Source organism: Secundilactobacillus pentosiphilus (assembly GCF_002217985.1).
In the GTDB taxonomy this organism is placed as follows: domain Bacteria; phylum Bacillota; class Bacilli; order Lactobacillales; family Lactobacillaceae; genus Secundilactobacillus; species Secundilactobacillus pentosiphilus.
In genome coordinates this window covers 1-21,986 of record NZ_BCMI01000002.1, presented here as the reverse complement: position 1 = coordinate 21,986, position 21,986 = coordinate 1, and the positions used below count along the sequence as shown (strand labels likewise).

The 21,986-nt window shown below is 46.7% G+C and carries 18 protein-coding genes and 1 other annotated feature (1 of these 19 running past the window's edge); of the genes, 9 read left to right on the top strand and 9 right to left on the bottom strand.

The genetic code is table 11. The features are described from left to right. Positions 1–25 (top strand) — a binding site (T-box leader); it begins 213 nt to the left of the window's first position. 160 nt (positions 26–185) lie between these two features. From brnQ to CES81_RS01225, 3 genes are all read left to right on the top strand, one after another. Then, positions 186–1,592 (top strand): branched-chain amino acid transport system II carrier protein, encoded by a 1,407-nt coding sequence (brnQ, locus tag CES81_RS01235; RefSeq protein ID WP_089120366.1) that lies wholly within the window; start codon positions 186–188, stop codon positions 1,590–1,592. 150 nt (positions 1,593–1,742) lie between these two features. Then, positions 1,743–3,068 carry a replication-associated recombination protein A gene (locus CES81_RS01230; RefSeq protein ID WP_089120365.1) on the top strand — a complete coding sequence of 442 codons (1,326 nt, stop codon included), beginning with the start codon at positions 1,743–1,745 and terminating at the stop codon, positions 3,066–3,068. 125 nt (positions 3,069–3,193) lie between these two features. Beyond that, positions 3,194–3,493, top strand: a complete 300-nt coding sequence (locus CES81_RS01225; protein ID WP_089120364.1) for a hypothetical protein — start codon at positions 3,194–3,196, stop codon at positions 3,491–3,493. Between the two features lie 454 nt (positions 3,494–3,947). On the opposite strand, the gene CES81_RS01220 is transcribed toward CES81_RS01225, so the two are convergent. The 6 genes from CES81_RS01220 to CES81_RS01195 form a co-directional block, all read right to left on the bottom strand. Then, positions 3,948–5,336 carry an amino acid permease gene (locus CES81_RS01220; RefSeq protein ID WP_089120363.1) on the bottom strand — a complete coding sequence of 463 codons (1,389 nt, stop codon included), beginning with the start codon at positions 5,334–5,336 and terminating at the stop codon, positions 3,948–3,950. A 489-nt stretch (positions 5,337–5,825) separates the two neighbouring features. Next, positions 5,826–6,188 carry a helix-turn-helix domain-containing protein gene (locus tag CES81_RS01215; protein WP_225356319.1) on the bottom strand — a complete coding sequence of 121 codons (363 nt, stop codon included), beginning with the start codon at positions 6,186–6,188 and terminating at the stop codon, positions 5,826–5,828. A 260-nt stretch (positions 6,189–6,448) separates the two neighbouring features. Further along, the gene (locus CES81_RS01210; protein WP_089120361.1) at positions 6,449–7,630 is read right to left on the bottom strand and encodes an MFS transporter; all 1,182 of its coding nucleotides are present in this window, start codon (positions 7,628–7,630) and stop codon (positions 6,449–6,451) included. 536 nt (positions 7,631–8,166) lie between these two features. After that, complete coding sequence (locus CES81_RS01205; protein WP_089120360.1) at positions 8,167–8,733, bottom strand: ferritin-like domain-containing protein; 567 nt, start codon at positions 8,731–8,733, stop codon at positions 8,167–8,169. Positions 8,734–8,746: 13 nt separating this feature from the next. After that, positions 8,747–8,992: a heavy-metal-associated domain-containing protein gene (locus tag CES81_RS01200; protein WP_089088681.1), complete on the bottom strand. Its 246-nt coding sequence runs from the start codon at positions 8,990–8,992 to the stop codon at positions 8,747–8,749. 81 nt (positions 8,993–9,073) lie between these two features. Continuing rightward, complete coding sequence (locus CES81_RS01195) at positions 9,074–10,990, bottom strand: heavy metal translocating P-type ATPase (RefSeq protein ID WP_089120359.1); 1,917 nt, start codon at positions 10,988–10,990, stop codon at positions 9,074–9,076. 160 nt (positions 10,991–11,150) lie between these two features. Here CES81_RS01195 and CES81_RS01190 point away from each other — a divergent pair, with 160 nt between their 5' ends. Together CES81_RS01190 and CES81_RS01185 are read left to right on the top strand one after the other, a co-directional pair. Further along, positions 11,151–12,323 (top strand): hypothetical protein, encoded by a 1,173-nt coding sequence (locus CES81_RS01190; RefSeq protein WP_089120358.1) that lies wholly within the window; start codon positions 11,151–11,153, stop codon positions 12,321–12,323. Between the two features lie 517 nt (positions 12,324–12,840). Continuing rightward, positions 12,841–13,758: a DMT family transporter gene (locus tag CES81_RS01185; protein WP_089120357.1), complete on the top strand. Its 918-nt coding sequence runs from the start codon at positions 12,841–12,843 to the stop codon at positions 13,756–13,758. Positions 13,759–13,790: 32 nt separating this feature from the next. Here CES81_RS01185 and CES81_RS01180 read toward each other — a convergent pair whose 3' ends face one another. Together CES81_RS01180 and CES81_RS01175 are read right to left on the bottom strand one after the other, a co-directional pair. Then, on the bottom strand, positions 13,791–15,158 hold the full coding sequence (locus CES81_RS01180) for a uracil-xanthine permease family protein (protein ID WP_089120356.1): 1,368 nt from the start codon (positions 15,156–15,158) through the stop codon (positions 13,791–13,793). A 933-nt stretch (positions 15,159–16,091) separates the two neighbouring features. Continuing rightward, on the bottom strand, positions 16,092–16,931 hold the full coding sequence (locus CES81_RS01175) for an aldo/keto reductase (protein ID WP_089120462.1): 840 nt from the start codon (positions 16,929–16,931) through the stop codon (positions 16,092–16,094). Between the two features lie 197 nt (positions 16,932–17,128). Here CES81_RS01175 and CES81_RS01170 point away from each other — a divergent pair, with 197 nt between their 5' ends. The 3 genes from CES81_RS01170 to CES81_RS01160 are packed head-to-tail and all read left to right on the top strand — an operon-like array spanning position 17,129 to position 20,319. Beyond that, entirely contained in the window at positions 17,129–18,049 is a 921-nt protein-coding gene (locus CES81_RS01170) for an ABC transporter ATP-binding protein (protein ID WP_089120355.1), read from the top strand. Further along, positions 18,036–19,655 (top strand): ABC transporter permease, encoded by a 1,620-nt coding sequence (locus CES81_RS01165; protein ID WP_089120354.1) that lies wholly within the window; start codon positions 18,036–18,038, stop codon positions 19,653–19,655. Before CES81_RS01170 ends, CES81_RS01165 begins: the two co-directional genes overlap by 14 nt. A 16-nt stretch (positions 19,656–19,671) precedes the next feature. Further along, positions 19,672–20,319: a TetR/AcrR family transcriptional regulator gene (locus CES81_RS01160; RefSeq protein ID WP_089120353.1), complete on the top strand. Its 648-nt coding sequence runs from the start codon at positions 19,672–19,674 to the stop codon at positions 20,317–20,319. Between the two features lie 35 nt (positions 20,320–20,354). Here the strand turns inward: CES81_RS01160 and CES81_RS01155 are convergent, their stop codons facing one another. Continuing rightward, positions 20,355–21,014, bottom strand: a complete 660-nt coding sequence (locus CES81_RS01155; protein WP_089120461.1) for a DUF6198 family protein — start codon at positions 21,012–21,014, stop codon at positions 20,355–20,357. A 279-nt stretch (positions 21,015–21,293) separates the two neighbouring features. On the opposite strand from CES81_RS01155, the gene CES81_RS01150 reads away from it, so the two are divergent. After that, the gene (locus CES81_RS01150; protein ID WP_089120352.1) at positions 21,294–21,740 is read left to right on the top strand and encodes a hypothetical protein; all 447 of its coding nucleotides are present in this window, start codon (positions 21,294–21,296) and stop codon (positions 21,738–21,740) included. The last annotated feature ends 246 nt before the right edge of the window (positions 21,741–21,986 follow it).

Sequence of the window (21,986 nt, the reverse complement as noted above, 5' to 3'; positions counted from 1 at the left end):
GGTACAGTGCAGAAGCACCCTTAGTTCACACAGAATGTGGATTAAGGGTGCTTTTTAGTTTATATAGCGTATCAAACACATAAAGGTGGTGGTTTCCGTGGAAGGTCAGATTGGACACATTAGTCAGCTCCAAACGAACATCAAATTATTTAGCAATTATACACATATTACGGAGGTCTTCAATCATGGAACAGGTCAAAGATTTAAATCCAAAACCGTTATCAGTTAAACAATATCTCGTCATCAGCTCAATGCTATTCGGGCTTTTCTTCGGTGCTGGGAACTTGATTTTCCCAATTCATCTCGGGCAGTTAGCCGGTGCTCATTGGGGCATGGCAACGGTTGGTTTTCTCGTTACCGCGGTACTGTTGCCGATGCTTTCAGTACTGGCCGTGGCCGTTACCCGTTCAAAGGGTGTTTATGACATTGGCCGTCCTCTAGGTCCAGCATTCGCACTGGCATTTATGATCATGATTCACGCCACCATCGGTCCGTTATTCGGGACACCCCGGACGGCGACGATTCCATTTTCAGTTGGGGTTCAGCCACTGCTGCCTGCAAGCTGGGCGCACGCTGGCCTACTGGTTTTCTCAGTTCTTTTCTTCGGTGCTGCTTTCCTCGTTTCATACAAGGAATCTAACGTTATGACTAGTGTTGGTAAGGTTCTTAACCCGGTTTTCCTGTTAATGCTTTTCGCCGTCTTTGCAATGGGCTTTGCTCATCCAATGGGGAACGTCAGCAAGATGGCTGCTACCACTGCATACCAGCACGCTTCCTTCTTTAACGGTTTCTTGCAAGGTTATAACACAATGGATGCTTTAGCCGGTTTAGCCTTTGGGGTGACCGTTGTTACTGCCGTTAGTCAACTTGGTAAGACAACGCCAAAGAGCAACGCTAAAGTGACTGCCCGTGCTGGGGTACTCGCTACCAGCATGATCGGTGTGATCTACGTTGGTTTGATTTTCTTAGGGGCAACGACTTTAGGTCGATATAAAGTTTCTGCAGATGGCGGGGTTGCCTTTAACCAGTTGGTTACTTACTACTTAGGTACCTTTGGTCACGCATTGCTGGCAACGCTTTTGACTGTCACCTGCTTGACAACTGCTATTGGTTTGGTTGCCGCTTTTGCACAGGATTTCCACAAACACTTCAGTCGTGTTAGCTACCGTCAATGGTTAGGCTTCATGTGTGTGGCATCGTTTTTAACCGCTAACTTCGGTTTGGATACCATCATCGCATGGTCCACACCAATGCTCATGTTCCTGTACCCATTTGCCATGGTACTGATCTTGTTGTCAGTCTTCTCACCGCTGTTCCATCGTGACGGTGTCGTTTATGCCTTCGTTGTTGCTTTCACTGCTGTGCCCGCTTTCTTCGACATGGTGGCTGCATTCCCAGCAGTTGTCAGCCAAAGCGCATTTGGTAAGGCACTCGCTGGTTTCCAGCAAAGCGTTCTGCCATTCGCAAACCTTGGCATGGACTGGGTCGTACCTGCTTTAGTTGGTTTGGTATTAGGCTTAGGCGTTCACGTATTACGTCCCGTCTTGGCAGCACATCGTAGTGTTGCCTCAGAAGAGGTTCACAATCACTAATTAGATATGACATTATTATAGTTGAAAGGAGTTGGCCAGCTGGCTGACTCCTTTTTTGTACGGCTTCAAAAGAAACGGGCTTCGGACGAGGCGTGTATAATTAAGACAGATAGGTTTTATCCCTGAAGAGGAAGGCAGGTGGCGTCACTCATGCATCAAGAATCGCTTTTTTCTAATCAGTCGCAAAACGTTCCGCTTGCCAGTCGGGTGCGGCCCAAAAATTTAGACCAGTTTGTCGGCCAACAGCACCTGTTAGGCAAGGGCAAGATCCTGCGTGAAATCATCGAAACGGATCAAGTCTCATCAATGATCTTTTGGGGCCCGCCTGGTGTCGGAAAAACGACGCTGGCTGAAATTATCGCTCATAAAACACATTCCGGTTTTTTGAGCTTCAGTGCCGTGGATAGCAGTATCAGCAAAATCAAGAAAATTATGAAGCAGGCGGAATTGGACCGGGAAGTTGGTCAGCGCACAACGGTCTTTATTGACGAAATTCACCGTTTCAATAAAGCCCAGCAAGATGCCTTTTTGCCATACGTGGAGCGGGGCAGCATTATTTTAATTGGGGCCACCACGGAGAACCCGTCGTTTGAAATTAATTCAGCACTGCTTTCCCGCTGCAAAGTTTTTGTGCTGCATGAATTGAAGCAAACAGACATTGTCACGTTGCTCAATAACGCGCTCAAAAATCCCGCTGGTTATGGCAAGCAAATTATCAAGATCAGCGATGATGAGATTCAAGCCATCGCTAATTTTGCTGATGGCGATGCTCGAACTGCCTTAAATACGTTAGAGATGGCGGTGCTGAACGGCGATAAGCAGGATGATGAAACAACCGTCACTATGGATAACCTCAGCCAGTTGATCACCAGAAAGTTTTCACTTTATGACAAGAACGGTGAAGAGCACTACAACATCATCTCAGCGCTGCATAAATCGATGCGCAACAGCGACGTGGACGCCGCCATTTACTGGCTTTCACGGATGTTAGACGGCGGGGAAGACCCCCTGTATATCGCCAGACGGTTAGTGAGGTTTGCCAGCGAAGATGTTGGTCTAGCAGATACGAATGCACTGAACGTCGCAATCAACGTCTTTCAAGCCTGCCAATTTCTTGGTATGCCGGAGTGTGACGTTCATCTAACAGAAGCAGTGACATATCTGTCGTTAGCACCGAAATCAAACGCTATTTATAAGGCACGCTTAGCAGCTGCTAAAGATGTGAAACAAACGGCTAATGATCCAGTGCCATTACAGATCCGCAATGCACCGACTAAACTGATGAAGGATCTGGATTACGGTAAGGGCTACGAACTGGCTCATAACGCCAAAGATAAGCTGACCACGATGAAGACCATGCCGCCATCTGTGGATGGCCATGAATACTACTTTCCGACGGATGAGGGCCACGAAGATCGGTTTAAAAAACGTCTCGCTCAAATCAAAGCTTGGCACAAGCAACATGATGAAAACTGAGAAGTGCCTTCTCGAAAGAGGGGGGCACTTTTTTAACGGATAATAGCTACTGATTAAGAGTGATTTCCGCCCATTTAGACGAAGATTGTGTATAATAGACAGATAATTTAAACGGAGGGTAAATCATGGCATTTTTAACAATTCTCATCGATGTGCTAACATTCGCGGCGTATTTGTTTCAGGTCAAAGTGGGTTCAATGCCAGTTTATGCTGTCGGCATCGTTGTTCAAGCTGTAGCCACCCTGATCTTGATCATCTGGAGCTTAACGTTTCACCGAAAAAAGTTTCGCAACCCGATGTTTTTTGGCTTCTTCACAGCCACGTTTTCTTACGGCATTATTTTGATGTCAGCGGCCATCAACGCACTGGTACTCATTTTATACGTGATGAATATTATGGGAATCAATCACGTGATTTTTAACTAGAAAATTAGGCAGTCATTTTGATTTTTAAATTTACAACTAATAGTACACATAATGATTTTACACGGCATAGGTGGCCGTTCTGCTAGGCCAGTAGTGGTCAAACAGTACTTTTTAAGTGGAAAGTAACGATATCCTAATAAAAACGATAACTTGTACTTTAGACATCATCATAATAACCGTGTTATAATCACAGTGTAAGCGCTTAACTTAAAAGCACTTCGTATTTAAAAATCCCTCTGATAAGGCTAACTATAAGCAGGAGAACTACGCGCAGCGGCAGTTCTATCTAAACTTCCTTTCATACCATAACTTGTAAGGCGTATTTTCAACTACAGCTCCCGTTTCTAGGTGGTCTCCCAGAGAGATTTTGCTGTGTCAAATCCAAGCAGAATAATAAAACCGCTAAAGCTGAGTGAACGAGCTTTAGCGGTTTTTTAAATTGAATTCAAGCGTCTTACTGGTATTTAATGCTCAGACCATCGCTGCGCTTAAGCAGCAGGTTAAACGCCACCGCCCAAATGATGGCACCGATAGCTGGCAAAGTTGACGCGTGGCTGAAGAATAGGCTGGCAAAGATGGCGATAAAGAAAACGACTGTGAGCGGGTTAGACCACTTGTAGCCAGGCATCTTGAACCCATCGTTTTGGAAGTCCGCGGAACGACGGTACTTGTAGTGGGCCACCATCGTCAGGATACAGACCAGAATGTAAATGTCACTGGAAACGGAGGCCATGAAGGTGAACGCCGTGCTTAGCGCGTTGAATGCACTGATGATTGGGGCGAACAGCATGCAGGCTGCTGAGAAGAGTACCGCGACGATTGGGATGCCGTTGGTCGAAACCTTGGTAAACGGCTTCATCTGTTTAGCGTGTGATTCCAATGCCAGTTGGTATAAGTGACGGCCCGTTGAGAAAATAGAACTGTTCAGAGTCGACATTGCGGCGGCGATAACCACCACGTTGATCACTTGAGAAGCAGCTGGCAATCCGGCAAGGGTGAAAATTTGGACAAACGGACTTTGAGCCGGATTCAGTGAACGCCATGGGGTAATTGCCATGATGACGATCAGTGAACCAATGTAAAATAGCAGGATTCTAAAAATAATTTGGTTGATGGCTTTGGGTAAAACGTGTTTGGGATCCTTAGTTTCAGCGGTAGTGATCCCAACGAATTCCATGCCTTGAAAGGCGAAGAAGACCATTGGGAACGCCATGATGAACTGGTGGAAACCGTTTGGAAACATTGTGAAGCCGTTGGTTAAATTTCCCCAGGAGGCATGAGTGCCAGCGGGGTTTTGGTGATGCGTGAACACCAAATAAATGCCGACGATGATCAGGGCGATAATGGCCAAAATTTTAATGCCAGACAGGAACGTTTCGGAGTGACCAAACGAACTGACCATTGCGATGTTAACACCGGTTAAAGCTACCCAGAAGCCCAGTTGAACTAGACCAGCGGAAATATGCGGGAACCAGAACTTGACGTAGGTTGACAGGGCAATTAATTCGGCATTGGCCACTAAAATTAATTCAAGCCAGTAGCTCCACTCAGCAAATTTACCTACTCCTGAACCGACGTACTTTCTGATGAATGACACAAAGGTGTGCTGATCCGGATCAGAATACATCATTTCACCAATGGCCCGCATCATGAGGAAGAAGAAACCGCCAATGATTAAATAAACTAGTAAAATTGAAGGACCGGTCCGGTGAATCGTACTGCCGGCACCCAAGAAGAGTCCGGTACCAATCGAACCGCCAAACGCGATCATCTGAACCGCAACATTGGATAGGCCACGGCGGGTGCCATCCTTATTCACCTGAATTTTTTCCGTTTTTAACATACTTTAACCTCCTTAAGCCACTAACCCTTTTTATAATTCCAGAAAGGCAATGTCTTGCTCAGGTGCTCCAACACGAAACAGTTTGTACATCGTTCCAAGTGATTTTTAAATTGCATTTAAGCATCTCATTTCCCCGCTTTCCAAATAAAAAAGCCGTCCCCGCACAGAATATTCTGTACAGGGACGACTGCTAATCGCGTTACCACCCATTTATTCGCAGCGGTGTTACCATCGCTGCCTCTAAGGCACAAACATGCCCGGAATTTTATCGTGCTTCCCACGTACCGCAAGCTTTCACTTTGGGTAATTGCTCAGAGCTCATCTTCAAGAAACGTTCTGGTCCATCCTTTCACCAACGATGGTCGCTTTTCAACCTTACTAATTTCTCTACTCTTCTCTTCATTGCATCCTGTATTAAATTTACATAATAAATAATAGCACATATTATTAGAAAATCAAACGCATTCACATATTATTTTAATAATAGTGTTAAAAGAACCAGAAACCGATAGTAGCGACAAGTGCGATCAGTATCCACCAGTATTGCGCCAGGAAATCCCAAAAATTCATCTGACCGCGGCGGCGTTCATACAAGCCAGTTGTCGGATTATAGACGAAAACTGAAGAATCAATGTGGTCATCGTTAGTCGGTTTTGTTCCCAGAACCAGTGTATCGAGACTAACGTGTAAAATTTCGGCTAACTTCACTAATGTCTTAAGATCTGGTGTGCCATCGCCATTTTCCCATTTCGAGACGGCCTGACGAGAGACGAAAAGTTGAGATGCTAAGTTGTCTTGTGACAGATGTAATTCGGCACGTAATTTTTTGAGTTGTTCCGCAAATTTCATGATGGAAATCCCTCCCTGTTTTTCTAGTTTGATTATGCTCGTCAAACGAGTAAAAAACACGCAAATTAAGTGATAAATAACGCTCGAATCAACTGATATTTGCGCAACTTGGGGTGGCAAAATATGCGTGAAACTAGATTGTAGAAGGGATCAGGCGGTTGCGGAAAAAAGAGAAATCAGAAACAGATTTGTAACCTTGCTGGAATTATCGATCTTAAAACGCGCACTTATCTACCTTTCGGCAAACAAGCGCGCGTTAATTTTTAATCATGCAGTTTTTCGGGTTCTTTTAAAACTAAATGGCCAAGCAATGCAATGACTAAGAAGACGACGGCGACAAGACAAACGCCGTTCCACTTCGCAATGCTCCAGGCCCAAGTAGCGGATAAGGTGCCCAGTGAGCCGCCAAGAAAGTAGCTGAACATGAAAATGGAATTGTTGCGGCTGCTTTCCTTGCGGTTTAGCGATTGAACGATAGCTTGATTAGAGACCTGGCTAAATTGGGTTCCCAGATCCAGCAGCACGATCCCGATGATCAAGCCAATTAACCAGTGGCCAATCAACCAGAATAATAGGAAGGCTAAACTGGAGAAAAAGACGGATAGACCAATCGTCAGGCGTGGTGAGCGGTGGTCGACCAAATCACCAATGTAAGGGGCGGCCAAGACACCCGCAATACCTAACAGGCCTAATAGTCCAGCAACGTTGCTGCCTAGATGATATTGATCGGCTAGGTAGAACGCAATTGTTGACCACATGACGTTAGAGACCGCGAACATGGTAAAACCGTTGAGGGACGAACCGCGCAGTCGACGCTGAGTAGTGAATAAACGGGGCAATGATTTAATGACGTTGGCATAGCTCAAGTTTTGATGGCCACGAGGATCTCGTGGCATTGCTTGATGAACGACCAGTAGTAAAATCAGGTCCATGATTGCCGCAATTAAGTAAATGTATTGCCAGTTAATGACGCTGCCGAGCAAACCACTAAAGGATCGTGATAACAGAATCCCGGTTAAAAGGCCGCTTAGGACAGTGCCAAGTACCTTCCCGCGCTGCATAGCGGGAGCCAGGAAACCAGCGTAGGGAATGATGATCTGCGGCGCCACGGAAGTGATTCCAATTAGCGTAGTGGCAATGGCAAACACGATTGCGTTCGGCGACATAAACGCTGCCAGTAGGGAGATTATAGAAAGGACCATCATAAATTGTATTAGGTGATAACGGTCAAAAATGTCTCCCAGGGGAACGATGAGTAACAGCCCAACGGCGTAACCCATCTGGGTCAGCATGGCAAGGACACCGACAATGGCTTTGGAAAGTTGAAAATCATTGGCGATTAAGCCTTCGATGGGTTGAATAAAGTTTAGATTGGCGACGATGATACCAGTGGCAATCGCCATAAGTAAGACGGTTTTGCGAGAAATTGATTGTGGTTCTTTCATTTTAGGGCTTCTTTCAAATAGAATAGAGTGCGAAAGCGGGCGTTAAGAGACTGGAGCCTAAGAGCAGACTGACAAAAATCCCGGTTTTGGATTTTAGTTAGTCTGCTCTTAGGTGCAAGTCTCTGCCCGCTTGAGCACGTTTCAGCTAGGTAACAGGAGAGCACAGACAAAAACCCCGGTTTGGGCTTTTAATTAGTCTGCTCTTAGGAGCAAGTCCCTGCCTGCTTGAACACGTTTGAACTAGGTAAAATCTTCTATATCAAAGTACAAAAGGGCTCTCCGTCCTCACAATCAACCAGTGAAAGATTTGGTATGTCATGTTAACTTCCTCAATTCCTTATAGTGTTGAATTTGAATATTTACGGTAAATCAGCCATGTTCCATGTGAAACAACCAGTCTACCGACGTTTAATTAACGTCCAATCATTAATTATACGACAATTAACCCTAATATTAAAAACGCAAAAGCTCCGATGCCATCTCTGGTATCGGAGCTTTTGCGGATTAAATTGGCTACTCACTGTCAGCCGTTTAATTTAATCGTCGTCATCATCATCGTCTTCTTCAACTAAGCCTTCCCAGGCAGTCTTACCTAAGAGAGCTTGCAGCTGTTGAATGGCGTGGTTATTTTGTTTTAATAGGGTGGTTAAGGTTGCAGCCAGTGCTGGCCGGTCTTCTTTTTCGGCTAACTTGATGGCCCGGGTCACAAATAGGTTTTCAGTGTTGTAATCGTGAGCGGTAATATCGACCATCTCAGAAGTTGACAAGTACTTGTTTCGGCCGTCTTCGTCCAACATTTTGTAGTTGCTGTATTCTTCAGTCGTCGAAGGTGGCAGCTCGTTTTCGTCTAATAAAGCTTCGGCAACCATGTCGTAATCCTTGCGAGCTTGGTTGATGAGTTCGTCGTACAGTGGGCGAACGGCAACGGCTTCAAAGCCCTTCATGAACCATTTAGCCTGGTGAAGTTTCACATCTAAGATCCGTAAGTTGGCAACGATGTGGCCGGTCATAGCACCCGCAGTGGGGGTGTGGTGATCAATATCAGCTTGCTTAACTTCGGCTTGGTACTTTTCTTCTACTAAATCTTTAACATCTGTTGTCATATCGAAATTCCTCCTACTTGGCTGCTACTTCGTCTTTAACTTTGATTTTTTTAACTTCGTAACCTAACTTATCAACCACTTGGCCGAGTTCTTCAGCGGAGACCTGGCTGTCATCGAAGTCGGCCTTAGCCTTGCTGGCGTTGAAGAGCACCTTAACTTTTTCGACACCTGGTTGGTGTGCCAAAGCACTTTCAATCTTGGTCATGCATGATGGGCAGGTCAAACCATCTAATTGTAAAATCGCACGTTTGTTTGTCATAATAATGATCTCCTTTTTTATTAATTCTTGTTTGCTTTGATTATCTATAGTTTAGTCGCTTTGACTTGATTTGAAATTGACCTAAATCAAGTGAGCGGAAGTTTTTTGAGTGGCAGCTTGCTGTGCTTGAGTCGGCATCTTGCCGTAGCTGATCAACCGCATTGCGTTGAAGATCACGACTAAGATACTTGCTTCGTGGACGAACATGCCGCTGGCCATGTAAATGAAACCGAGAATCAAACCGATCAGCAGGAAGATAACGACGCCAATGGCAATGGCGATATTTTCCTTGGTGTTGATAACGGTCTTCTTAGACAGTGAGTAAGCGTGGACCAGTGCTTCAAAACTGGACTGCATGAGGACAACGTCGGAAGTTTCGATAGCAACGTCAGTCCCGCTGCCCATTGCGATACCAATTTGAGCGGTAGCGATTGCCGGACTGTCGTTGATGCCATCACCAACGAAGGCAACGGTACGACCTTGATCCTTGAACTTCTTAATGTATTCGACCTTTTCTTCTGGGAGGAGTTCCGCGTGAACTTCGTCGAGGCCAATTTGTTCAGCAACGTATTGGGCGGTGATCTTGTTGTCACCGGTCAACATAACTAAGTGCTTGGCACCGTGATCACGTAATGCCTGCAATTGTTCTTTGATGCCTGGACGGATGGTGTCAGATACACCAAGGATTAATTTCAGGGCACCATCGACTGCGACCATCACGACTGAACTGCCAGTGTGCTGAACGTCGGTCAAATCAGTTTGTTGCGTGTCAGTTAAAGCCACGTCATTAGCGTTCATCATTTTCAGGTTGCCGACTAGTACGCGGTGGCCATCAATGGTAGCGGTAAGGCCTTGACCTTTAACCGTGTCGTTGTCAGCAACGTCTAATTGTTCAAAGGAAACTTTCTTTTGAGCAGCATAGTCGGTGATTGCTTTACCCAGTGGGTGATCAGATAACCGTTCAGCCCGGGCAACTAGTGCCAACGCTTCGTTTGTATCATCAGCGTAGTTTTTAACTGCTGAAACAGCGGTGTTTCCAAGGGTCAACGTACCAGTTTTGTCAAAGACGAAAGTGTCAACTTTAGCGAAGTCGTCCATGACGGCGCCGCCCTTAAGCAGGATGCCGCGTTTAGCACCGTTACCAATACCAGCCACGTTGGAAACTGGGGCACCGATAACCAAGGCACCTGGGCAGCCAAGCACTAAGACGGTAATGGCAGTAGGAAAATCTCTAGTGAAAATGTAAACCAAGGTTGCGATAATCAAAACTGCTGGTGTGTAGTACTGTGCAAACTTATCAATGAAGGATTCGGCAGGTGATTTGGCATCTTGAGCGTCTTCCACTAGTTCGATAATTTTACCGAAAGTCGTGTCCTCGCCAACTTTAGTGGCTTCAACTGTTAACGTACCGTTGCCTAAGATCGAACCAGAGTAAACGGCATCGCCAGTGGTTTTAGCAACCGCTTTAGATTCACCGGTGATGACGGATTCGTCCAGGTAGCCTGAACCGGAAACAATGTTGCCGTCGACTGGAACGGAGGCACCGGTCTTCACCATGATGTGGTCGCCTTCGTCAACGTCATCGATGTCGACTTCTTCTTGGGAACCATCATCGTGAAGAATAATCGCTGTTTCTGGTGCCATTTGAGTGAGTGACTTGATGGATTGACGAGTCTTGGATAAGGTTCGTTGTTCAAGGTAACTCCCGAATAAGAATAGAAAGGTCACGATCGCTGATTCGTTATATTCGCCAATGATGAAAGCCCCGACAACGGCGATGCTGACCAGTAATTCAATACTGATGACCTTAACGCGCAGAGACTGATAAGCGTGAATCATGATTGGTACGGCTGCAATGATGGAAGCTAAGATAAACGCCCAGTCATAGACCACCGTTGAGTTTAGAAGGTACTTACCTGCAAAACCAAGCGCAATTAAAATGGCACTTGCTAGTGTGATTTGGTTTTGATGTTTTTGAATATACCGTTGAAATTTCATGTCGATCGCTCCTTTAATCATTTGATTGTCTATAGTTTAGAGCGAATTGGTCTAGTGTTAATTGACGCAGGTCAAGTTGGGTGAAAAAATCAAAAGAACTTGCCAATTTTAGCGAATTATCCCAAAATGGGTTCAGACAATAATCTTTGGGAGAATTGACATGAAAATTGAATTACCAGATAAGGTAGTGAAACAGCTGCAGGTGAATGACGCTGACAGTGTCAAAATAGAGTTGCGTAACACGGATGCGGTTTTGACCACTCAAGCCAGTGAGATGTCGTTATTTCAGCAAATATCGTTGTGGTGGTACCTTGTGCCAGCAGTGATCAGTGCCCTGGCGTTTAACCTTTTTTTTGCAATGAAGAATAAGAATCAAGTGCCCTTAACTGGCAATACGTCGTTAGGGACGACGGTCATTTTAGGCGGCGTCGTCATTGGTACATTAATGTTTGCCATCTTCTTCATCCGGGAACGGCGCAATCAAACGAATACGTTTTCGGCTAATATTTACTGGCGGAACTTCCCGGTGGTGATATTATCGTTCGCGGTTATTCTGGGATTAGCGCTGGTAGGAGTCTTTTGGCTTCTGGGCACAATTTTTGCCGGTGCAACGTTTGACCGATTAACGTCGACGATTATTTTCTTTATCTTTGAAAGTATGATCAATTACTTGATGATCTACGCGGCCTTCGCAATTTCATCACGAACCCTAGTCCGGCTCTTTACGCTGGTAGTCGTGAGTGGCGCAGTGATTGCGATGGCGACTAATAGTACCCGGAAGTGGTGGCAGTATAACCTCAGTTTTTTGGGCACCAATTTGGCAAGCAACAGCTGGCAATTTAATATCACCCTGATGTTCTCGGGGTTGATCATGGTGGCGCTGATTGACTACATCTTTGTTTCATTAAATGCCATTTATCCGCACTCAGTTAGATTGCTGATTCTGCGGGTATTGTTAACGGCCATGGCAGTTGACCTTGGGACAGTGGGCTTCTTTCCGAATAACGCGGCGTCTCACGCTATTCATGATCGGTTGGCTTCTTTTCTGGTGTACTTCATCATCGTTTTGATCGTGGGCATTCGTTGGCTGCTGCCTAAAATGCCAAAGGCGTTCTTGCAGATGTCTTATGCAGTGGGCCTAATTTTGGTGGCGGCTGAAGTCCTGTTTAAGTTTGTGGGTTATTTATCGTTAACGGCCTATGAAATTATCGGCTTTGGCTTAGCGTTTAGCTGGGTGTTATTGTTGTTGCAGTATTTGCAGGAATTGATCGATACGGGGACGAGGGTGTTTTATGTGAAGACCAAGAAACAGAGTGCGGACCAAGGCGAATAGAGACCGGAGTATAACGACGTCCCGCCGTAAATCCCGGTTTTGGATTTATGGCGGGACGTCGTTATATGCAGGTCTCTGCCTTGGGTAGCACGTTTCAGCTAGATAAGAGTAATGCGCCATAAATCCCGAACTTGGATTTGTGGCGGGGCGCCGTTATATGCAGGTCTCTGCCTTGGGTAGCACGTTTCGGCTAGATAAGCGTAATGCGCATAAATCCCGAACTTGGATTTGTGGCGGGGCGCCGTTATATGCAGGTCTCTGCCTTGGGTAGCACGTTTCGGCTAGATAAGCGCAATGCACTATAAATCCCGGTTTTGGATTTTAACTGGTAATCCCTTAGGCGCAAGTCCCTGCCTGCTTGAGCACGTTTCGGATAACTATGACAGCAACACGCTAATCGCCTCATTTAACCGAATAAGCAACTTGAAACGAAGGTTTACTTTAGACTGAAATAAATCTAATATGATATTCAGATATTCAGAAAGCTTTAATCTGAGGAAGAGGGGGGATAATCAACATGGCTAATAAGTATAAGGGCTTAATTTTTGCCATCACCGGAACGACCTTATGGGGAATTTCCGGCGTTGTTGCACAGTACTTATTTTCACGTCAGCCCGTCGAACCCGGTTGGCTGGTTGGCGTAAGGCTCGCGGTTTCTGGCGTGCTGCTCATCATCTGGGGTGCTTTTAGCAACTTTCATGAATTGATCGCGATTTGGCAAGATCGTCGTGATTGGTTACTACTGCTGGTTTTTGCGCTGTTCGGGATGATTTCTTCTCAGTTTTCCTACTTTATGGCGATCAAGTATGGCAACGCCCCAACCGCTACCATTTTACAGTTTTTAGGCCCGGTTTTTATTGTTATTATTCTAGCGTTAAGGTATTGGCGCCTACCCCGGCAAATCGATGTGATTTCAATGCTGATTGCGCTATTCGGGACATACTTGCTGGTCACAAAGGGGCGCTTTGATAGTCTCCAGTTAGCACCGACGGCCGTTTTTTGGGGCCTTGTGGCTGCTATGAGCCAAGCTTTGTACACCTTGATTCCAATTCGGTTACTGAAAAAATACGATGCCAAAATTGTGACTGGCTGGGCGATGCTGCTTGGCAGCTTAGTGTTTCTTCCCCACATGATATTGACACCGATGCCCCATTTAAATGTCAGTGGCTGGGTGGGGGTGATCTTCGTTGCCACGGTTGGTACGATGTTTGCTTACATGCTTTATTTAAAGAGCCTAAATTACATTTTGCCAGCAACAACGGGGATGTTGAGCTCCTTTGAACCCTTGACAGCCACCTTTTTATCGATCGTTGTTTTACATACTGCTTTTGGCCTACCGGAAATGCTGGGTGGGGCGATGATTTTAGCCACCGCCTTCTTGCAAGCGTTAGCTGTTAGCATACCAAAAGAAAGTATTAAAAAAGCGTCTCACTGATCAAGTGAGGCGCTTTACTTATATAGCCACGGTTACCGGCCGGTAGGAGCTTGTACAGCTTCAGAATTCTTGGCCGGCACCGCTTGTTTTTTTGACATTAATAGGTTTAAGATGATCGCGCTAATGGCAGCGATCGTAATTGGAGAGCCCAGTAAGTATTGCAGCAGCTGAGGTGCTTCGTTAGTCACTTTGGCTGGTAATAAGACCATGGCCATAGTTAAAACGATTGGCACACCAATGATATAGATGCCGCTTTCGCCGGTCTTCAAGTCACGGACAACATTGAGTCCGTTCAGCATAATAATGACACAGATGATGGAATAAACACCACCGATGACGGGTGCTGGAACCGCAGCGAAGAAGGCTGACAATTTGCCGCAGAAGCCAAGGATGATAAACCAAAAACCAGCAGAGATGAAGACCCGTTTACTGGCAACACCAGTAACGGAAACGACCCCGGCGTTAGTTGAATACCCGGTCATAGGGGTGGCGCCCAGCAGAGCTGCAAATAAGCAGCTGATTCCTTCGCCGATAATCCCCATGTTCCACTGCTTTTTATTGATTTTTTCACCGGTAACGGCACTCATAGCAAACCAAGTCCCAGTTGTTTCAGTCGTTAGCACTAAATAGATGACGACAAACGTTAGAATAGCGGGAAGTGAAAAATGCAGTCCGTAGTGTACCGACGTAAACTGAGGTAAGCTGAACCATGGTGCGGCCTTAACGGTTGACCAATCGAAGCGGCCCATTGAAGTCGCAACGACCGAGCCGACAATCAGCGCAATGATGATTGAGCTGACTTTAAGCGCTTTTCTTAATTGCGGTACCCGCATACTCAAAATAATAGCAATTAACATAGTAATACCCGTAGCAGCAGCAATGGTCATATTGGCATTGATATTGCCTGGGGCATCAAAGATATTATCGTTTAAAGCGCCTGGCAATAATGATAAGCCCACGCAAGTGATAATCGTACCGCCAACAATGGCAGGGACTAACTTGGAGATGACTTTTTGAAAGACGCCAGTAACGCCTAATGCAATGAGTAAAAATGACCCGACAACTAACGACCCTAAAACGGTGGCCATTCCGCCATGGGCACCGCCGTTTGCGAGATAAATTCCGGCAACGGCACCCACGGGAACGAAGGATGGACCTTGAGAAACGGGCAACTTTAGAAAGAACTTCGTCTGTAAAATTGTCCCGATACCGCAGGCGATGAAGGCAGCTTGTAAAAAGCCGCTCTTTTGGGCTACGGACATCGATAGTAAACCGGCCATAATAATTGGTGCAACGTAGACGTCCATTGCCAGCACGTGCTGCAAGCCTAAGAAGCCAGCTTGGGTGTATGGAACCTTGTCGTCTGGTCCATACAATAAGCCATTTTGTTTGCGATCCATAATATAAGTTATTCTCCCTTTGAATTGACTTGAGTTCCTTGAACATCATCAACCGTCTGCTTAGTCGTTTGATATATCGGTTATGTCAAAGATTGGCAACACTGTCAGGTGGAATAGAGGGTGGGCAGTGAGACCAGGTATAAGGCGGCTAAGTAGCCAAGTCTGATTTCCTCCTTGGCATTTTAGGCAGCGGTCATACGACATGCCTAGTGAATCATTCGCTAGTTTGCGACAAATGAAACCACCTCACTTATTATTCAGTTAGGGGCGTGGAAAGAACGAAAGTTAATTATTAAACAGTTAACATCATTCGTCTCATTACCTTGTGAGTTATTATAAGCATATATTACTGGGGTTTCAATGGTATTTCACGAACAATTTAAATCTTAATTTTTGAAGCTGAAAATATGCAAAAAAGTTTTTTCCTTGTGAGCGGTTTCGTGACCACTAGTCGGGCAGTCGCAGTTTTCAGAGTGTGGTATGAACAAACACCAAATGCATAATCAGCCATAATCAGCTATTAGGTATGAGAAAAGCTGGTGATTAGTATTGGGTGAGTTGATTAGTTTGGGATGTTCTTTGAGGCAACATAGCCGAATCATGCTCCGCAACACTGACCCCGGCCATATAAGCGAGAAGAAACGGGCATTCCCAAGTGCAGGAATACCCGTTTCTTCTCGCTTATATTCTGGGGTCACCCCGTGTTGCTCCGCACACTAAAAAAGCCCCGCGATTAGATTTCGCAGGACCCTCTCTTAAGTATCAGCTAGTTAACTGAAAGCTCCGTAGCTGATGCTTTAAGACATATTCCGTAACTCAAAGCATCACCCCCTTTTTTGATTGAGGCCATAATACAATGATATTCGGTAAATGTCAACTATCTGTTATAAAGGGCGTAATGGCGCTGTTTCAACACGCCTTTTGGGGCTTAAATCAATCAAATTCTTCGTATTCATTAGGATCTTGATTTGCGGTTCGACCGTCTGGTTTACTCAGGGCGTTGATCGCCTGAACTTCACTTTCGGTCAACTTAAAATCGAAAATATCCAGGTTTTGCCGCTGGTGAATCAAACTGCTGGACTTAGGCAGCGGCACGATGCCTCGCTGGGTGTGCCAGCGCAGAATGATCTGGCCAGTATTTTTATTATATTTTTTGGCTAGTTTTTGAATTACTGGTTCTTTCAATGAGGCACTGCCGCGACCTAGTGGGCTCCAAGCTTCGGTAGCGATGCCGCGGTCCTGGTCAGCCTTTAAGCCGTCTGCATTGATCCAGTACGGATGAATTTCAATTTGGTTAACGGCAGGGGTAACGCCAGTTTCTTTAATTAGCCGATCCAAGTGCTCAGGTAAAAAGTTTGAGACGCCGATCGTGTGGATCAAGCCGAGTTTTTGAGCGGTGATCATCGCTTGCCAGGCTTCAACGTAGTGGTCACGTTTGGGCAGCGGCCAGTGAATCAAAAACAGGTCAAAATAATCTAACCCCATCCGGGCAAGCGACTCCGTGATTGCGTTTAGGGCATCGTCGTAACGGTGATATTTCCCCGGCAGTTTAGAGGTGACAAAGAATTGGCTGCGCGGAATACCGCTTTGCCGAATGGCTTTGCCCACGATACCTTCATTGTCATAGTTCGTGGCCGTATCTAATGACCGGTAGCCATCGTGAATGGCTGACAGAATCTGATCGAGGCCTTTGGCCCCGCGCACTTGATAAGTTCCGAATCCCAGCATAGGCAGCTGGTGACCATCATTTAATAAGACGTTTGGAATTGTCATCGTCATAATCATAATCCTCCTTATATATCAACTCATTTTATTATAACGGTTAAAGCTTACTCTAAGTCAATAAGAGGTGAAATTCAGTTTTAATCAATATTGACCCATTAGTCATTGACTTACAGGTTAATAGGAGATATACTCTGGGTGAAATCTAAGTCTGGTCTATTCAGGCCGGCAATAAGGAGGGGACGACGATGACACAGGCAGTCGTTAAGATCGATCACCTACAGAAATCGTTTGGTAAGTTTCAGGCTTTAAAGAACATTACGTTTGACGTTCAGGCGGGGGAAGTATTTGGCTTCATCGGGCCGAACGGTGCCGGTAAATCCACTACGATCCGGGTTTTGCTGGGCATTCTAAAGGCGAGTGGCGGGGCGGCGACAATTTTTAACGAAGACGTGTGGCAGCGGGCTGTCTCCATTCATAACCGGATCGCCTACGTTCCCGGTGACGTGTATTTGTGGCCCAATCTGACTGGCGGAGAAATGATCGACTTTCTACTGAAACTCAACCACCAGCAACATAGTCAGAAAACAGACGAACTGATCAAGGCCTTTGAGCTGGATCCGAAGAAAAAGTCACGGACCTACTCAAAAGGCAACCGTCAGAAAGTAGCACTGATTGCCGCGTTATCCACCGCCGCCGACCTGTACATCTTTGATGAGCCTACCAGCGGGCTTGATCCATTAATGGAAGAGCTATTTCAAAAACAGGTGCTGGCATTAAAGCGTCAGGGCAAAAGTGTGCTGCTGTCTAGCCACATCCTTTCCGAAGTTGAACGGATGTGTGATCGAATTGGGATTATTCGTAGCGGCGAAATTGTTGAAACGGGGACACTGGAACAGATGCGTCAACTGACGCGGACCCTGGTGAGCGTCCAAACGGAGCAGGCACTGACAGGCGTGGCAGGACTAACGGGCGTGCACGGTTTCAAGGCCGATGAGCAGGTAGCAAACAAGGCCAGTTTTGCCGTTGACACGGCTCAAATTGGTGCGGTGATCACTGATTTATCCCAACGCGGCATTGTCGCCTTGCAGACCACCCCGCCGACCTTGGAAGATCTGTTTATTCGGTATTACAACACGGAGGGGACTGAGGAACATGACACAAAGTAATCAGACGGCACAAACCGGTTATCTGACCCGGATGTATCTCAGACATGACCGGTTTGCGATTATCATTTGGCTGTTAGGAATCGTCAGCATGGTGGCTGCCGGTGCCAGTAAAATTATTGGGCTTACTGGTAACGATAAGCAAGTAGCGTCACTAGTGGCGGCACTGGATACACCGTCCATGGCCGCGCTGTTTGGCCCCTTTACTGCCGTGAAGCCGTATACGACCGCTGCTATTTTTGCGGCTTCAATGATGGTTTTTACGGGCTTACTAATGGCCATCATGAACATCTACTTTGCCATTCGTAATACCCGAACCCAGGAAGACAACGGCGTGCTGGAAATGGTGCGGGCACACAGTGTTGGCCGGCAAAGTCCTTTGCTGGCCACGGTGTACGAGTTACTGATCATCAATGGCGTAACGGGCGTACTGTCTTCGGCAACGCTTCAAGCCATCAATATGGACGGTGCCGATATCACCGGTGACTGGCTGTTCGGTATCGGCTTAGCAGTTTTTGGTTTCATGTTTGGGACCCTTAGCCTGCTTTTATCTCAGTTGGCCAGCAACGCTCGCGGTGCAACGACGATGAGTTACAGTTTACTGGGACTGCTCTATCTTTTCAGAGCGATGACGGACGTGCGAAACGTTAAATACACCTGGTGGACGATTTTCGGCTGGGTGGAAAAGATCGACCCTTACGGCAAGAATCGCGTGGTACCGATTTTAGAGATGCTGGGGTTAGCAGTCGTGGTTTTGATCGTGACGGTTGTTGTCAGTTCAGAACGGGATCTAGGTGCCGGCCTCTTACCAGACCGGCCCGGGCGCGGTCGTGCCAGTTCCTTGCTGGCAGGGCCCGTGACGCTGGTTTTTCGGCTGGAACGCACCAGTATGATCGCCTGGTTTGTTGGGCTGGCTGTTTACGGTGTCAGTATGGGGACCTTATTTAATACCGTTGGCGACATGATGACGAATAGTCCCATGGTTGCGAAAATTATTGGTCCCGCAGCCGCTGCGTCCGTTGGCCGAGCCACCACGCTGCAGTTTGCGGCTTTAATGAGCGTGGTAATGGCGATCGGCGCCTCCGTGCCGGCGATTGCCACGATGCTGCGGCTTAACAGCGACGAACGGAAGGGCTGGCTGGAATCGATCCACGCCCGCAGCGTATCACGACGCCATTTATTTGGTGCCTATACGTTAGTTGGCACGGTTGCCGGTGTATTGGCGCTGTTTGCCGGTACCTTTGGCATGGCGTTGGGCAGCCAGGGCGCCAAAGACCCGTTTGCAATCAGCCGACTGATGCGGTCGTTTTGGGCGTTTGCACCGGCAGTCTTAGTCGTGATCGGCATTGTTGCCGTGGTGCTGGGACTGCTCCCGAAGCTGCAGCAAGTTGCCTGGGTCATTCCCATTTACGCGCTGCTGTCAATTTACCTTGGCGGCCTGCTGGACTTTCCGGAGTGGACCAAGAAGCTGACCCCGTTCGGCTGGATCAATAAGGTTCCCTTGAAGACGGTTCAGTGGGATCAGGCTGGTTGGCTGGTACTACTGAGTGCGGTGTTAATATTGATTGGTGATTATTTATACCAGCGACGCGATTTGATTGAAAATTAGAGGAGGAAAAAGCGGTATGCTTGAGTTGAATCCTGACATTCCCAAGGATCCGGAAAAGGTCAGCCGGATCATGGCCAGTGCGACTAAAATTTTTGCTGAACACGGTTATTTACAGGCTAAAACTGCCGACATCGCGAGGGCGGCGGAGGTCTCAAAGGGGATCGTTTTCCGCTATTTTGGCGACAAAGGACACCTCTATTTAGCCACCGTAACGTACGTGATCGAGATGCTGACAGAGCGAGCTGACTTTACCGTCTGGACCGACGCCAAGGATCTCGGCGACATGATCGAACGGGCGGTTCGCTATAAGATCCAGCTTCAACTGGAATATCCAGCTGAATTTCGGCTGTCCATCCAATCCTTTGGTGAAATGAACGTGCTGCCCGAGGAGATTCGGCCAGCCATGAGTGCCCTTTGGCAAAAGCAGACCACCACTTCTTTGGCGACATTAGAAGAACCCGTGCTTGACCGGATGAAACTCCGGCCAGGTGTTGATAAAGCCGTCTTAAAGAAGTTGCTAAACGCGATCGGCACATCGGTTTTCACGGAGGCTGAAGGGTTTATGAAGCAGTACCCCGATGCGAAAATTGAGGATTTTGAACCGATCATTAATGAAATTCGGGAAGAGTACGAAATCTTGGAACACGGATTTGAAGCAGAGTAAAAAAAGACCGAAAGCAAGTTGCTTTCGGTCTTTTTTCACTCTGTAGCGGTTGCGGTTTTAGTTTTAAAGTTGTGTTTGAGATGCGGCCAAATATGCCGGTCGGACGCAGCAATGATAAATCCGTTGCAAATAATGGAAAACAGGGTTGCCAAGTTGATTGAATCAATCCGGCCCGTTGGGAAATAGGCGATGGCACAAACGATCAGCGGTGGCATGAAGTCTAGCAGCTGCGACGCCGTAGCGTTTCCCTTAAGGTACATAAAGCGCAGGATATTTGTCGTATCATCGTTGGGGTGCATCACGATATTAGCACGTTGGTAAAGTGAAATACCGACACAAAACAGCGCAATCCCCGTACAGCTTAAGAGCAAACGCAAGATGATGGGCGCAGTATTGACACCGATTGAATCGAACCAGCGCACGAAGTACTGCACGAAGGTCCCGAAAAACATGACGAACAGGACCTCGCCAAAGAACCGCTTGCCATCCCAGTGATGGATCAGAAGCTGGTTGGTCAGGGCGTTAATTACACCAATACCAAAAAGCAGGACGCCCAAACTGATGCTCGTCCAGTTATGTAAGTTCACCGCGGAAGCTGACCAAACGCCACTCCCCATATTACCGGCAATCGATAGTGCATTTCCAAAAGCATTGCAAATCAGACCGGCAATTAAGCCAATCCACCGTTCTTTCATCGTATTTTTCACATTCTCCGCCTCACTTCTTGATTAGTTTAGCATTTTTAGACGACACATGTAATACGCAGTGCGAATTAATTTCTTGATTTTGCGGACGGCATCATTCATACAGCAGGCTTTTCTTTGTGAAGGACAGCTTGATTTTCTCGCTGATCATCACAAGCGATAACGTTAAGGTGAAGCTTAGCATATTCATCTGTTGAATTCTGTTGTGATAAGTTTAATTAGCGGGTAAACTTAGAAGTGGCAGAACAGACGTAAAAGGAAGCGGGACGAATGACCGTTCAATTGAAAGCAGCAAAACCAGCACCACAGATGTATGCCAAAACAGAGTCTCATCCACAGTCTCACTATAAATACGTCATTGGTGCGACCACCAAAGTTAAGCACCCACTGGTTGAACCGCAGGCGCAGCAAGAAGAGAGGCGCCGGACTCGGCGTAAGCAAAAGCGTTCATGGTTCACCACACTTGGGACGGCGATACTGATGATTAACGTGATCAAGTGGGTCTGGCCATACGTCAAGTGGTGGGTCATCGACATCGGGCTGATACTGTTCATGATATTGGGTCTAGTGCTCATGCTTGAATTCTTTGTCTGGCTGGATAATAAAACTGGTGGGGGCGGTGGCTACTCGGGTGATTCGTATGATGATAGCTACGACGCTGGCTGGTTTGATTCGTGGGCATATCATAATAATGACCATAATGATAATTTGTATTGAGAGTGTGAAACAAGGCGTTTAGGGACCGGAGTGTAAGGCGCTTATGCCATAAATTGTGGGCTTGGATTTGTGGCATAAGCGCCTTACACGCAGGGCCCTGCCTTGTCGGACACGGTTAGAAGAGAACAGTAAAAGAGCGCTGATTGACGTGTACCCCCAAAGTTGGAAACAACTTTGGGGGTATTTCTATGACTAAAATTTCCTGGGATACTAAAATTATAGCTATTAAAGCATATTTAACAGGGA

Coding starts and splice junctions, on each gene's coding strand:
- CES81_RS01170 (WP_089120355.1), top strand. CDS start 17,129: ATGACACAGGCAGTCGTTAAGATCGATCACCTACAGAAATCGTTTGGT.
- CES81_RS01160 (WP_089120353.1), top strand. CDS start 19,672: ATGCTTGAGTTGAATCCTGACATTCCCAAGGATCCGGAAAAGGTCAGC.
- CES81_RS01225 (WP_089120364.1), top strand. CDS start 3,194: ATGGCATTTTTAACAATTCTCATCGATGTGCTAACATTCGCGGCGTAT.
- CES81_RS01200 (WP_089088681.1), bottom strand. CDS start 8,992: ATGACAAACAAACGTGCGATTTTACAATTAGATGGTTTGACCTGCCCA.
- CES81_RS01165 (WP_089120354.1), top strand. CDS start 18,036: ATGACACAAAGTAATCAGACGGCACAAACCGGTTATCTGACCCGGATG.
- CES81_RS01190 (WP_089120358.1), top strand. CDS start 11,151: ATGAAAATTGAATTACCAGATAAGGTAGTGAAACAGCTGCAGGTGAAT.
- CES81_RS01230 (WP_089120365.1), top strand. CDS start 1,743: ATGCATCAAGAATCGCTTTTTTCTAATCAGTCGCAAAACGTTCCGCTT.
- CES81_RS01220 (WP_089120363.1), bottom strand. CDS start 5,336: ATGTTAAAAACGGAAAAAATTCAGGTGAATAAGGATGGCACCCGCCGT.
- CES81_RS01150 (WP_089120352.1), top strand. CDS start 21,294: ATGACCGTTCAATTGAAAGCAGCAAAACCAGCACCACAGATGTATGCC.
- CES81_RS01210 (WP_089120361.1), bottom strand. CDS start 7,630: ATGAAAGAACCACAATCAATTTCTCGCAAAACCGTCTTACTTATGGCG.
- brnQ (WP_089120366.1), top strand. CDS start 186: ATGGAACAGGTCAAAGATTTAAATCCAAAACCGTTATCAGTTAAACAA.
- CES81_RS01155 (WP_089120461.1), bottom strand. CDS start 21,014: ATGAAAGAACGGTGGATTGGCTTAATTGCCGGTCTGATTTGCAATGCT.
- CES81_RS01195 (WP_089120359.1), bottom strand. CDS start 10,990: ATGAAATTTCAACGGTATATTCAAAAACATCAAAACCAAATCACACTA.
- CES81_RS01185 (WP_089120357.1), top strand. CDS start 12,841: ATGGCTAATAAGTATAAGGGCTTAATTTTTGCCATCACCGGAACGACC.
- CES81_RS01180 (WP_089120356.1), bottom strand. CDS start 15,158: ATGGATCGCAAACAAAATGGCTTATTGTATGGACCAGACGACAAGGTT.
- CES81_RS01175 (WP_089120462.1), bottom strand. CDS start 16,931: ATGACAATTCCAAACGTCTTATTAAATGATGGTCACCAGCTGCCTATG.
- CES81_RS01205 (WP_089120360.1), bottom strand. CDS start 8,733: ATGACAACAGATGTTAAAGATTTAGTAGAAGAAAAGTACCAAGCCGAA.